Genomic DNA, 13747 nt, shown 5'->3' with positions numbered 1-13747 from the left:
AAAAACGATTCTCATTTGTCATCTTTCGCTAGTAATCGTTTCGTCAACCCCTTTCTTTTCAACACTAAAATCCGACAGTGTTTTCTCAACCCCACTTATAAAGTCGCGGTCTTTTTGTATGAATTGATGCAAAGATCAATCATGATATTTCCATATAAAAACCCTCTTTCTTTAAGAAAGAGGGTTTTGACAGTCTTTTTCATTGTGAGGAAAAAAGGTTAACGGTATTTCTTAACCATTCGTTTTGTATGTGTTCATAAACTTTTGATCAATTCGATTTTTTAATTTCCATGAGAGAGGATGATGAAGCACGATTCTCCCATATATCAGTAATCCCTGTTTCTGACCAGTAGAAAGAATCGATAAGTAAGTATTTTTAGGTTGGAAACGCCGACCATTCGCTTCTTTCATGAACCCCTTAATATTCTCCCAAAGGATCTCTGATTGTCGCACGGCTACTACACCCGCTTTAGGAAGACCCGGATACTGTCGGATAGAAGCACAATCTCCCGCTGCAAAAATGGCAGGATACTCCTTTACTTGTAGTGTATCTTCTACAAGTAAGTAACCCGCTTGATCAACAGGTAATTGAGAAGTTTGAAATAAACCGGGAGCTTTTGGGCCAGTTAACCATAATACTTCATCATAAGCAATTTGGCTACCAGTTGAGGTGATAATCTGACTAGACGTGACATTTGCCACTTTTTCTTTCAAATAAATTGGCAAATTTTTATCTTGCATTATTTGCTTAATTTTTTCCTGTGCTTTAGCAGAAGTATTTTCTAACAACGGTGAATGAGAAATGATCGAAACGGGTTTCTTATCCTCAAGTTTTCGTCTTGCAGATAGAGCTAAAGCCATTTCAACTCCCGCAGCACCCCCTCCTACAACGACGGCATTTTTTGCCTCCTGCATTGCCCTCGCTACTTCTTCTATACGATAGTTAGGTTTTACGCGAAGAGCATGCTTTCTAGCTCCAGGGACATCAATTCCGGCTGTTAATGATCCGATATCAACGGAAAGAACATCATAAGAGAGAATATCACCTTTTTCGGTTAACACAACTTTCGCTTTAGCATCAATCGATAATGCTGCACCCTCTGTAAAATGAATGCCTGCTGCTTTTGCTAGTGTTGGAATATGTATACGCATGTCTTCTTTGTTATACAGACCCTCGAGATAGCCTGAGAACATTCCTGAATAATATTGATACTCAGAAGGAGAAATGATTGTCACATCAAACTCTCCTTTTTCTTCTTCAAGCTTCTTCATGATGTAAAGATGAGCATGTCCTGCTCCAATTAACAACAGTTTTTTCAAACTTCTCCTCCTCTGTCCTCTGATTCCTTATCGAACCCATTTAATGTATTTTTCTGACACCTTAGGTAGCCAACCATCAAATAATTTTTCTCTCCAAAATAAATCAGCGGCTTGATTTAGGATAGCACCTTTCGTTGGATATGGATGAATAACTGTAGAAATGTCTCCGATTTTATGACCATGTTCTTTTGCAAACACAATTTCCTGCATCCAGCTTCCAGCATCTTCCCCAACAGCATGAGCACCTAGAATATGCCCCTTCATGTCTGTTATTACTTTTAGAAGCCCATTTTTTTTGCGCTCAGCTATAAAACGATCCACATCATCTGTACCAACCTTGAAAACACGAATTTGATCGCCATGTTTCTCTTTCGCTTCCTTTTCAGTCATACCAAGATGGAACACCTCAGGATCAATATAAGTAACCCATGGAACGTTCTCATAGCTTACTTTTCTCTTTAATCCAAACACTGCGTTTTGTACAATGAGCTTTCCTTCCATACCGGCTCCATGTGTAAAAGGAAAGGCCCCATTCACATCTCCGATTGCATAGATATGAGATTGGCTCGATTGTAATGACGCGTTAACTGTAATAAATCCATTGTCCTCATCTACTGAAGCTGCTTTTAAATTTAATCTATCTGTATTTGGCTTTCTACCCGTTGACATCATAATCATTTCTGTTTGGATAATCTTCTCTTCGCCATTTTCAACATACGTCACAACTTTATACCCATTTTCCTCTTTAATTCCTTTTACTTCTGCTTTAAATACAAATGAAAGCTCTTTTTCCAATTCCTTCGTAGCAATTGGAATAATATCATGATCTTCTTTTTTCAGAATGGTCTCAGAAGTTTCAAGTATTGTTACATTGGAGCCAAATCTTGAGAGAGATTGAGCAAGTTCAAGTCCTACAGGACCCCCACCTATAAAAACGATACTTTCAGGTAAGTGATCTAAATTGAAAATAGATTCATTCGTAAGATAAGAAACATGTTCCACTCCGTCAATTGGAGGGACTTTCGGGCTTGATCCTGTGGAAATCACGATTCGCTTCCCTTTGATAGGGTTCTCACCATCAATAAGAACAGTATGACTATCTTTAAATGCACCTTTGCCTCGGTAAATGTCTACCCCTAATTTCTCAAAGCGCTCATCACTATCAATTTCTTGAATTTCATGAATCGCTTCTTTCACACGATCGATCGCACGACTAAAAAGCACTTCACCACTGACTGTAAGTCCAAACTCTTTTGCGCCTTTATAGATAGCATGAACTTCTTTAGCTGCTGTAATAAAGGCCTTTGAGGGAACACATCCAAAATGAAGACAATCTCCACCTAAGCCTGGTTGATCATCGATTAAAGCCACATTTGCTCCCATATTAGCAGCACCAGATGCAGCAGTAAGTCCACCAGAGCCTCCGCCTATTACAATTAGATCGTATTCTTTCATTTGTTCCATCTCCTCTATCCTAATATCCTTTTTGCTTCTGCTAGTCTTTGAAAAGCAGTAAATAATTCAATTGCTACAAACGCTAGTGTTAAAATAACTAAAAAGTTGTGAAACAAAATCATTGCTGTAAATAGAATAAAACCTTCTGTCCTCTCCGCAGCCCCAGCTTGATAATAGAATGATTTGATCCCTTTTTTCTCTGACACAGCCCCTACTGTAAGGAAGATCGTCATGGCAAAAATGATGGAAGTACTTAATAATAACAGCGCCCACATTGCTTCAGGAAATCGAAAAGCAAGACCTAATATGACACTAATTTCAACTACTCGATCAAAACTTACATCCAATACGGTGCCAAAAGCAGATGGCTTTGTTTTCCGAGCCATTGTTCCGTCCACAGCATCAAGAAAACCTGAAGCCCATAAAACGATAACCGCCCAAACATAATAATCAAGGTAAATAAATATACCAGATGAAATACCAACAATGAATGAAATGACCGTTACTTGATTAGCCGATAAACCTATACGAAGTAGCGAATCTGAAGTGCGATCCATTAGAGGCTGAACATATTTTCTTGCATGAGTGTCAAGCATGATAGCACCGTCCTTATTTCAGTTCTTCTTCAACAGAAGGTCCGAATGCTTTTCTGCGAATATATAGACTGACGAGTAGTAATAGAAGCAATACTGCAGCAGCAATAATGACCGATGAAATATTATTTGATAAAAAACTTGCGCCAAGAAAATTCAACGCAATGGCGCCTGGTAGCATCCCAAGCAGTGTTGCTAAATAGTATTTCCTTCGATTCACATTAGAAACCCCACAAACATAGCTAACTAAATCAAAATGGAGAAAAGGGACGAGACGCAACAACAGGACATAAAGAAAACCCTTTTCCGATAATCGTTTCTCCAGGTTTTCTCCCCTCCGCTTCCAAGATTTTGGTAGAATGTTCATCCCTAACTTTCTTGCTAACGAAAAGAAAAGAAGAGCTCCTATGGAACCACCTACCACAGCAAGAACTGTACCAAGCAGGGGTCCAAATACTAATCCACCACTGATTGAAATGATCGATGTGGGAAAGAGAACAAAGGGACGACCAATACAAATAAGCAGGAAAATTAATGGGGCATAAAAGCCGAATGAGGAAATCCAGCCACGAATGTGAGAAGGTCTAAAATCAAATACATATTGATTTAGTAAATAAATAACAATGATCAGTGCCGTTAATGCTAATCCTTTTAAAATTGTTTTACTAGTCATTGGGCAAGTCCCCACTGATCTTTCTGAGTAGAATACTTTTTCATTTCTTCCCTCTTAGCACATAACAACACTTCTTGGCCAACTACTAAACGACTATCTGACACGGAAAGAACACTTCCCTGTTCCCATGAGATACGATAGCATTCTATGTTATTTTTCACTGTAATCGCGCTTACCTTCCCAGAAACAAAGGTAAAATCCTGGGTACTAGGTTTATTTTGAACAGGAATAGCTCTTAACTTACTAATCGGAATAAACCCTTCTTCTAGAGCCAAACCTTCTCCAATAATTTTAGCACTCTCCATAGATGAAGGGTTTGTGACAACATCATAAGGATGACCAATTTGGATGAATCTACCCTCAAACATAACCGCAAGTCTATCGCCCATTTCAATCGCTTCGTCACGGTCATGAGTGATAAACAGTGAAGTGATCCCTTCCTCTCTTAATAAATCTTTCACCTCACCACGAAGTGATTCTCGTAGTGTAGCGTCAAGTGAGCTAAAGGGCTCATCTAATAAAAGTAGATCTGGTTTCAGCACTAGTGCTCTCGCAAGTGACACTCTCTGTTTTTGACCACCTGATAACTCATGTGGAAAGGCATCTTTCCATTTAAACAGCTTCACTTTTTTTAACATTCGTTCAGCTTGCCTCACACGCTCAGTTTTTGATACTCTTTTTCTTTTCAAACCATAAGTCACGTTTTCTAATACAGTTAAATGAGGAAATAATAACGAATCCTGAAACATCAAAACAACAGATCGATTTTCTGGTCTCAGTCTCACTATTGACTTTTCTCTTAAATAAATGTCTCCTTCATCCAGATTTTCTAAACCAGCAAGACACCTGAGGAGTGTACTCTTGCCACATCCTGAAGGCCCAACAACTGTAAAATGCTCACCTTCTTCAAGATGAAACGAAAGGTTTTGCAAAATGGATGTATTAGAAAATTTCTTATAAATATTTCTGCATTGCAATAGCTGGTTCAAAACAATCTTCCTTTCAAACGCGATTAACAGCTCGAATAACCAGCCTCATCATAACTTCCACAAAACCAATAAATAGGAGGGGAAGCAAAGCAAAAAGAATTGAAAATCCTGCAATAACTGCATCATTCGAACTCGAAAAATAGGGGTAATATAACATTGGGAGGGTAATCACAGTACCTCCACCAATAATAGCTGTTAGCGCATATTGTCCTAACGATATAACAAAAGTTAAAAGCATTAAGCTTCTAATACTTGGTAGTAATAAAGGTAGTGCAATTGTAAAAAAACGCGTTAATAGACCGGCTCCTAATACAGATGCTTGCTCATATAGACTACTTCCCATCCTCTCATACCCTGCCCTCATGACACGAATCGCATAAGGTAGTGTAGGAATCAAATGCACAAAGACAACGCCTATCATCTTATCAGCTATACCAAATTGTATCATTGTAAATTGAAGTCCCATTGCAAGTAAAATGCCAGGGATTAAAATAGGAGATAGCAACAGTCCTTCAATAATTGATTTCCCTTTGAACGTATAGTGAGAGAGAGCCCTTGCCGCTGGTATAGCAAGAAGTATATTTAATAATACAACTAAAAACGCAACCTTGAACGTTGTAACAAGTGATTCGATTAATTTAGGGTCTTTCACAATACTCCGCCATGCATCTAAACTTAGTCCGTTTGGTAATAACGCTGGCCATCTCCATCCTACAGAAATGCTTTTCAACCCTATTGTTACAAAGGGGAGGATGAATAATATGATAAACAAAATAAGCATGAAACTAGTTGCTAACTCCCTTTTCCCTAAACCCTTCAAAAATAACCTCATCTGCTTCTCCCCTTTATCATTCTTAGCCTATGTTTTTGCACAGCTCCGATGGAAAGGGTCGCAAGAAGAAGGGCCATCACACCCGGAAGAATCATAGCTGAAAAAGCAAGTGGCCGCTTGCTCCAATCCCCATTATAGAACCATTCATACGCTCTGACCGGAAGCATTTCTGGTCGTGTGACTCCTAATAAGAATGGAATTTCAAACGCAGAAGCGACAAATGCAACTAATATTACTGAAGTTTCAATGAGTACGGGGAGTAACCATGGTAATTCAACTGTTCTAAAAGCATCCCAATTACTTCCACCCAGCGTACGAACAACTTCAGAATAGCGGTGATCGATCTCATAGTACACAGGCAAAAGCATGAGAATCACAAAAGGAACTTCCTTCCAAACATAGGTTAAAATGATCCCGATTCCAAACTCCTCTTGAACAAGAACTGGAAAGTTTGCTCGATTTTCTAATGCGCCTATTTGATAAAGCAGAGAAGAAAGCAGTCCACTTTGCGAAAGGAACAGGAACACTAAATAACCTGTAACAAAATGCGGGATTAACATCGGTATCCATACAAGTAGCTTCCACGTTGAATCTTTAAATAATTCATATAACATTCTTGTCATTACTAATCCTATCACTAACGATAGTAAGGTTGACAGAATAGCAACTCGAAATGTTAATTTAAGAGAATGGAAAAAAGCATGACTACTAAAAAGTTCCGCGTATGCTGAGATCGTCCACTCTCCGTCTATTGTTTGAAAACTTTGAGCTACCGCTGACCACGTTCCATACCCTACCAGTAACAATGTGACCGCAATCGCAGGTAATAAATATAAACTTATTTTCCAGTTATTGCTCAATAATCCGATTCGCCCATTCATTATTAATCCACTCCGTGTAACCTGTATCTATGTCTGGTAGCTTATATTCGTTTAAGACTTCTGTTGAAAGAACACTTTCTCCTCGATTAAGATTTTCAATCATTTGCTGATCCTCTTCACTCAATTTATCGAAATTTAAAACCGTTCCTTCTCCCCACATCTTAGGATCCATTTTAGCTATTTGAGCTTCTGGCGACTCCAAAAAATTAATAACCGTCATAGCTCCCTCAGGATTTGGGCTATTAAATGGAATACTGAGATAATGTGTATTTGAAATCGAGCCAGGATCTTTTAAAACAAATGATTTCGTGCTATCAGGAAACGTTCCATTCTCAATTAAACTTTCAGCTCTTGCTTCATTAAATCCCATCGTCATTAAAATTTCGCCTTGACTATAAAGTGTATCAAGTTTGGTTAATGATTCAGGGTATGTTTCACCATTACGCCAAAGATCAGACTTAATATCATTAAGGTAGTTCCAGACGTACTCCTCAGAATCTTGAATAACCTTTTTGTCAAACCCCTTAGATAGAAGACTTGAATCTTCACCTGCACCCTTCATGAGAAGGTGCTTCACAAATGTATTGCCCGTAAAATCAGAAACGTTAGGATACGTAAACATCCTAGGATTATCGTGAATCCACTGTTTTAATTCACCAAGTGTACTAGGAGGTATGTCGACTTTATTTGAATCGTAATGAAAAACAAACTGAACATTTCCCCACGGGGCCTCTAAACCATCAATCTCCGTTCCCTGGTCATAGTTAGCATTTTGGTCCTGCGCTCCAATATATTCTTGAAAATGGGGCAATTTCTTTGAGAAAGAACCTAGTAATAAATCTGCATTCTTAGCATTTTTAAAGTTTGAGCCATTAATCCATATGACATCAATCGTACCCTCATTTTTGTTCGCTTTTTTCTCTGTCAAAAGCTTTTGCATAAATTCTTCAGTATTCATCGGTTGACGGTTAAGAGTAATATTGTGTTCTTCTTTTATTCGTGGGACAGCCCATTTATCAATGTATTGATTAATCCCTTCATCTCCTCCCCACATAAAGAGATTAACCTCTGTTCCCTTAGAGGAGGTAACGATTTCATCCCACTCCTTTGACAATACCTCTTTGTTACCCGTTTCATTGGTTTCACTATTCCCACATGCAACAATAAAAAGTAGCGTTGCAATGATGAATGTAACCTTTCGCTTCATCTCGTTTCCCCCTTGTATAAACTATCCTAGCAACTGAAAGACACATTTGACGAACTTGATTGTGCTATATACGCATCAATCATCTATTTTCCCCTATTATTATACCCTTTTCAAAAACATGATGCTGTAACGCTCCTTACACCTTAAACATTAGTAATACCACTTCATTTAAAATAAGATTTCTAGGTTTATCTTACGATCCAAGAAGAAAAGCAATAGCCAAATGGCTATTGCTTTTCTAGTGGGTATGTTAGGCTACCCGATCATTTATTTACCTTAACTATTTTGCATCTTTCTACGAACAATCAGACCGGTTGCTGCCATTGTTGCAAGAATCGCTGCAACAATCCATTCGATTGGCATTTGCTGTTCAGCAGTTCCACCCATACCTGTTTTCGGCATGTCTGTAGGCATTGCTTCCATAGAGAATTTATCCGGGAATTGATCTACAAAAGCTCCTGATAAACCTTTTGCCGGCATATACATATGTGCGTAAGCTTCACGAACAGAATCATAAGCAGCATCATAATCTTCCATCGTATAGTTATCAAAAGCAGAAATTAGCTGGGTAACGTGCATTTGAAGTCCTTCAGATAATGCACCCGCTTCTAGTCTTCCTTCAGTAGCTGTTTCAAGGAAGCTTGAGAAATCAGCTCGATAGTTTTCTAATGCTTTCATCGCTGCTTCTTTTGCTTCTTCATCTTCAGCTCCTGTTGCTTGAACGTACTCAACAAAGTTACCGATATGTCCAGACCACATTTCTTTAAATTGATTTCCTGCTTCCTCACCATAGACGGAAGTAATAGCAGCTGCGAGATCATCCGTATTCTCACTTAATGCAGCAGCAGAAGCATCGAAGTCTTCAGATCCGTCAATACCGTTTTGCATCGTCATCATAGCAAGCCCAGCATGCTCAGATAAAAGGTGACCTAGTGTTGCACGAAGATCCGATGCTGGCGTTACGGCTTTTGTATTTTCGAATTTATCCGGAAACTGGTCAGTAATAGCTCCAGAGAATCCTTTAGCAACCATTTGCATGTGTGCAATAGCCTCACGTTCTTTCTCATAAGCCATTTCATAATCTCCAGCTACATAGCTATCGAATGCGCCTATTAATTGATTAATGTGGGCCTGAAGTCCTTCGGATAACGTATCGGCTTCTAGACGTTCACCAGTTGCATTTTCAAGGAACATGGAGAAATCTTCTTTATAGCCATCTAAGCTATCTAGTGCTTTTTGTTTTGCATCTTCATCTTCATTCCCTGTTGCTTTCACGTAATCAACAAAGAATCCGATATGATTACTCCAGATTTCATTAAATTCAGCACCAGCTTCTTCACCGTAAACAGATGTAATCGCAGCTGTAAGATCTTCTGTATTTTCACTTAAGGCTCCGGCTGAAGCTTCAAAATCGGCAGATCCTTCAGCACCTTTCCTCATTGTTTCAACTGCAAGATAAGCATGCTCACTAAGTAAATGACCAAGATCCGCACGAAGATCAGCTCCTGGGGTTTCAACTGTTGGCTTGTCCATTTGCTTCTCGTGATCAGCAGCGAATGCTCCTGCAGTTGGTATTAGAAGCGAAAAACTAAGTGGAACAATTAGAAGCCCTTTTTTCCAGTCAATCACTTTCTTTTTCATATTCTTGTTCGTATTCATTTTCAAATCCACTCCCCTTAATTTTTGATTTACACTTAGCTAACGGAGAGAAGATCAGTTTGGATCATTCTTTTTTTATATTTTTTGTGATTTCTATTTTATTCGATGTAAAAAAAACAGCAAACCCCCTTTACACCGGGGTTTGCTGTTTTTTTAGTTTATTATATTTTTTAAAAAAGTAGAAATACAGCAAAGCTCATTATCTAGTATTCATTGGTTTTTAATAATTTAGTCGAAATCCTTTTTCTCCCATTCGTCTTCAGGTATACCTAAATCCTCACCTGAAAAACGTTCTTCTTTAAATGGATCAGCATGATTATGAAAACCATTTTGTTCCCAAAAACCAGGTGAGTCCGCCTCAATAAATTCAATCCCTCTTATCCACTTAATACTTTTCCAAAAATAAAGGTGTGGAACGACTAGACGTAACGGCCATCCGTGTTTCGCTGTTAACTGCTCTCCGTCGATCGAGTGAGCAAGCATAACATGATCATCTAATAAATCGGTAAGGTGAATATTTGTCGTGTAATTATGGTCTCCATGAAGCATGACATGATTCGACTCAGGCTTAATATCGAGTTCTTTTATAAAATCCTTCATCAACACGCCTTCAAACGTATTATCAAAGCGAGACCATCGGGTAACACAGTGTATGTCACATGTCACCTTTTTCTGTGGTAATGCAAGCAGTTCATCATAGGAAAGAGAGAATTCACTCGCTACGTTTCCAAACACCTTTAAGTCCCACGTTGTCATATCATAAGTTGGTACATCCCCTTCATGGAGAATAGGGAATCTTTCCGTTAATACCTGTCCTGGAGGGAGACGATCTCCATACTTTTCGTTTGCTTTAGGTACTTTCATTTTCCGAATACGATCCGCTTTCTTCATAGACTTCACACCTTCCATTTTTTCATATGTAACAAAAAAACTCTTCCAATATAGGAAGAGTTCAGTCTTTAACAGAGCTCTCCCTCATCTTCCAGAGCTAAAGCTCTGCTGGAATTAGCACCTTGTTTATCAGGTTGCCGGGCATCAAAGGGCCAGTCCCTCCGCCTCTCTCGATAAGGAAAAAAACATGTAATTGTGATTCATTCTATCGGTATCCTCCATAAATTGCAATTCTTTTCTAGAGGGGGTGATCTCCCATCTGCTAATCTAGTTCTTTCTGCATCTTAATAAAAGGGTAAACCCCTCCATTTGTATGTTGTTCAAAAGAATCAATTTTTTGAAACCCTGCTCTTTGATAGACTTTAATTGCCCTCTCATTGAAATCTGCAACAGACATAACGAGTGATGATGGTCTATACAATTCAATCGCTTTTTCTATGCCAGCTTTTAAATACTCATATCCATGACCATTCCCTACCAAACCTGGACTCATCCCAAGTCCGATTTCAACTTGGTTATCTGATTTAAGAACGTAACTAAAAAAACCTATAAGCTGGTCCTGGCGATAAACGCTCCAGTAATGTGGATTATTAGCTGCCTCTTCTCGAAACTCATACAAATCTTCAGGATCCTCATCCATATTATAAAATGAGTAATCACCGGTGTATTCCCACGAAATGACTCTCGCTACATCTTGGTCACTCATTTGTTTAAAAATATAGTTCATTCTTTCCCTCTCCTTCTTTGTACTCATAGGAAAAGCCCCATGCCGGGAAATGCATGGGGCTCACACTTTATATTTTAAGGGGGACAGGAACCGGGGAAGTTCCTGTAAAAACAGTGTAGCAAGTCCCAGGGGAATGCTGATTGATTATGAGTTGTTTTTCACATTCTTTTAATAAATGAAAAGAACGTGGCCAACTATTTATAAACCATGATCGTTTGAAGTTCTCGAAAACCAATGTCTTTATAAATGTATTTTGCGAAGTTAGAGGAATACACATTCAAACGAATCTCCTCATATCCCTGTTCTTTGAAATTTTCAATACTCGCTTGCACAAGCCGCTTAGAGTACCCCTTTCCACGAAACTTCGGAAAAACAAATACATCGTAAATGAAACCATGTTTGCTTTCTGTAAAGTAATCCGTGTTTTCTCCAAGTAGTACCCAACCAGCAATTTCCCCTTTATCACGATAAATGAGGTGGTAACCACCTCGATCAAGTATGGAAGATACAATTTCAAGTGCTTTCTCTTCTTTTACGATCCCTGGATTTGTCGTTCCTTCGTTAACAGATTGAATGGAATTCGACAAAATAAAATCTCTTTCTTCGATTGTCGCTCGTTCGATCACACTATTCCCCTCCATCGCCAAAATCTCTCGTTAATCGTTACTTCTTGATAACAGAATCTAGTTCCTTCTTATTAATTGATTCCTTTATTATCCAAACGATCAAATCATCATTACACCACTAGCTCTAGCATAGGTGAAATTCTACTCGGTCGTTATGGCATAAACATAGGTATCGATTAACTGACTCCTATCTACTGATTGACTATTATTTTTTAAAATTGCCTCAAGCTGAAAGAAACATCGTTCTGCTACCTTTCGACTTTTCCAATTTTCCGCATTGCAACGGATTTCAATTCTTTTCGCACGAAGTTCTCGAATCGCAAATCTAACAATTCCCTGAACAGCCTCCGTCATATATCCCTCTCCACTATAGTTGGAATCAATCCAGTAACCGATTTCAAACTTACGAACATTCCAGTCAATGCGATGCAAACCAGAAGAGCCAATGAACATACCAGATTGTTTATGGAAGAGCAGCAGCCGTAAGTCTTCTCTTTTTAAGAAAGCTGCGTGAGATTCTCGAATATTCGCTTCAACATCGGCTTCTGACTGACCATTATGCGCAAACGGCATATATGGCTTAAGTTCGCTTAACGAGGCATCAATCGACTTATGCACTGCTTTGCCATCACCTGGCAACGGATAACGTATATGTAAACGATCCGTGTAAAATTCATTAGGAAAATCAAGTAGAATCGGCTGCATGAAAAAAGTCCTCCAAAAACTCTAAAAGATGTCAGAATTATACCATTAATGAGAAATCTGTCAAGAAAGATACCCTTTTCTTCTAATCTTTATCTTTGTTTTTCGTCGATCTAGAAATTCTCCTGAAGTACTGATTTTAGCTAATGTTTGTCTTTCCTCCGCTCTATACTTATGAGAATGTCCTTGCAGGAATTATTTAAGACCATAGGATAAGGAGTAATGATGTCCGATGATAGACTCTATTTATACATCGCAGGGTGTCATTTATACGATTCTGATTGAAAGCGCGAATGTCGGATCACCTCCTTGTGGCTTCGCAAGGGGTGATCATATGTAGAAGTTCCGGCATGTCTCTTTTTTCCATATCATGAAGTAACAACGTCTCGGAAAGAAATTTGCCAATCTTCTAGAGTTTTCTCCCTTCAGATAGAGTGGTCTAAATTTCGAATATTAGGTGGCTGCTCTTTCAAACGAGTCTTTATACATTTTCCCACCTCCTATATACTAATAATTAGATGCCGTTGAAAGGAGAATTTGTGTTGGATGTTCCACTCATTTTATCATTTTTAGGAGCTGCCGTTCTCTTAACAATCATGCCAGGTCCTGATAATTTATTTGTGTTAGCTCAAAGTATCACTCAAAATAAAAAAGCAGGTATCGCTACCTCCCTAGGGCTTTGTTCAGGGCTTCTCGTGCATATTTCAGCTGCAGCTGTCGGAATATCCGCGATTCTTTATCAATCTTCATTTGCCTTTACTATCGTGAAATTAATCGGGGCTGCTTATTTACTGTACATGGCTTGTGAAGCTTTTAAAGAGCGAAACGAATCGTCAATGCTTCAGAATCAACCATCTCGAACTTATTTTTCTCTATATAAGAAAGGCATTGTAATGAATGTTTTAAATCCAAAAGTTTCTTTGTTCTTCCTTGCTCTCCTACCACAGTTTATTGACCATCAAGCTGGCTCTCCCACTTTTCAGATGTTTTTATTAGGTTTGGTGTTCATTGTTCAAGCACTTATTATTTTTAGTCTGATTAGTGTTTATTCTGGAAAACTAGCAAGCTATATTACTGGGAATTTAACGTTGTTAAGAAGATTTAATCTCACGAAAGCAGTGCTGCTCGCTTTTATTGGTATCCAAATTGCCTTCAGTAAAAACTAAAAAGCAGCGCCTCCAAAAAGAGAGGC

The 13747-nt window shown here is 38.6% G+C and carries 14 protein-coding genes and 1 riboswitch; of the genes, 1 reads left to right on the top strand and 13 read right to left on the bottom strand.

What is annotated here, in order from left to right; all coding sequences use genetic code 11:
- Nucleotides 1-231 precede the first annotated feature (231 nt).
- The 13 genes from PQ578_RS08090 to PQ578_RS08030 form a co-directional block, all read right to left on the bottom strand.
- The gene (locus tag PQ578_RS08090) at nucleotides 232-1320 is read right to left on the bottom strand and encodes an FAD-dependent oxidoreductase (protein WP_273833149.1); all 1089 of its coding nucleotides are present in this window, start codon (nucleotides 1318-1320) and stop codon (nucleotides 232-234) included.
- Between the two features lie 27 nt (nucleotides 1321-1347).
- Complete coding sequence (locus PQ578_RS08085) at nucleotides 1348-2775, bottom strand: dihydrolipoyl dehydrogenase family protein (protein ID WP_273833146.1); 1428 nt, start codon at nucleotides 2773-2775, stop codon at nucleotides 1348-1350.
- Between the two features lie 14 nt (nucleotides 2776-2789).
- Nucleotides 2790-3371, bottom strand: coding sequence for a CDP-alcohol phosphatidyltransferase family protein (locus tag PQ578_RS08080; protein WP_273833144.1), 582 nt, complete (start codon nucleotides 3369-3371; stop codon nucleotides 2790-2792).
- 13 nt (nucleotides 3372-3384) lie between these two features.
- A complete protein-coding gene (locus PQ578_RS08075; RefSeq protein ID WP_160918915.1) occupies nucleotides 3385-4041 on the bottom strand; it encodes a TVP38/TMEM64 family protein in 657 nt (218 codons plus the stop codon).
- Nucleotides 4038-5030, bottom strand: a complete 993-nt coding sequence (locus tag PQ578_RS08070) for an ABC transporter ATP-binding protein (RefSeq protein WP_273833141.1) — start codon at nucleotides 5028-5030, stop codon at nucleotides 4038-4040. Before PQ578_RS08070 ends, PQ578_RS08075 begins: the two co-directional genes overlap by 4 nt.
- A gap of 13 nt (nucleotides 5031-5043) precedes the next feature.
- Entirely contained in the window at nucleotides 5044-5862 is an 819-nt protein-coding gene (locus PQ578_RS08065; RefSeq protein WP_273833139.1) for an ABC transporter permease, read from the bottom strand.
- Nucleotides 5859-6743, bottom strand: a complete 885-nt coding sequence (locus tag PQ578_RS08060) for an ABC transporter permease (protein WP_273833137.1) — start codon at nucleotides 6741-6743, stop codon at nucleotides 5859-5861. Before PQ578_RS08060 ends, PQ578_RS08065 begins: the two co-directional genes overlap by 4 nt.
- Nucleotides 6712-7950 carry an ABC transporter substrate-binding protein gene (locus tag PQ578_RS08055; RefSeq protein WP_273833135.1) on the bottom strand — a complete coding sequence of 413 codons (1239 nt, stop codon included), beginning with the start codon at nucleotides 7948-7950 and terminating at the stop codon, nucleotides 6712-6714. The genes PQ578_RS08060 and PQ578_RS08055 overlap by 32 nt, the downstream gene beginning before the upstream one ends.
- Nucleotides 7951-8226: 276 nt before the next feature.
- Nucleotides 8227-9576: a copper amine oxidase gene (locus PQ578_RS08050; RefSeq protein WP_273833320.1), complete on the bottom strand. Its 1350-nt coding sequence runs from the start codon at nucleotides 9574-9576 to the stop codon at nucleotides 8227-8229.
- A 261-nt stretch (nucleotides 9577-9837) separates the two neighbouring features.
- Entirely contained in the window at nucleotides 9838-10500 is a 663-nt protein-coding gene (locus PQ578_RS08045; RefSeq protein ID WP_273833133.1) for a sulfite oxidase-like oxidoreductase, read from the bottom strand.
- Nucleotides 10501-10581: 81 nt separating this feature from the next.
- A riboswitch (SAM riboswitch) is annotated at nucleotides 10582-10680 on the bottom strand.
- An 82-nt stretch (nucleotides 10681-10762) separates the two neighbouring features.
- On the bottom strand, nucleotides 10763-11227 hold the full coding sequence (locus PQ578_RS08040) for a GNAT family N-acetyltransferase (RefSeq protein ID WP_273833131.1): 465 nt from the start codon (nucleotides 11225-11227) through the stop codon (nucleotides 10763-10765).
- 194 nt (nucleotides 11228-11421) lie between these two features.
- Complete coding sequence (locus tag PQ578_RS08035) at nucleotides 11422-11853, bottom strand: GNAT family N-acetyltransferase (RefSeq protein ID WP_273833129.1); 432 nt, start codon at nucleotides 11851-11853, stop codon at nucleotides 11422-11424.
- 141 nt (nucleotides 11854-11994) lie between these two features.
- On the bottom strand, nucleotides 11995-12558 hold the full coding sequence (locus PQ578_RS08030) for a GNAT family N-acetyltransferase (protein ID WP_273833126.1): 564 nt from the start codon (nucleotides 12556-12558) through the stop codon (nucleotides 11995-11997).
- Nucleotides 12559-13097: 539 nt separating this feature from the next.
- Here PQ578_RS08030 and PQ578_RS08025 point away from each other — a divergent pair.
- Nucleotides 13098-13721 (top strand): LysE family translocator, encoded by a 624-nt coding sequence (locus PQ578_RS08025; RefSeq protein WP_273833124.1) that lies wholly within the window; start codon nucleotides 13098-13100, stop codon nucleotides 13719-13721.
- Nucleotides 13722-13747 lie beyond the last annotated feature (26 nt).

Origin of the sequence: Guptibacillus sedimenti (assembly GCF_028610665.1) — a bacterium.
In the GTDB taxonomy this organism is placed as follows: domain Bacteria; phylum Bacillota; class Bacilli; order Bacillales; family Guptibacillaceae; genus Guptibacillus; species Guptibacillus sedimenti.
Note: the sequence above shows the minus strand (reverse complement) of the source record. Positions and strands in the feature narration are given on the sequence as shown.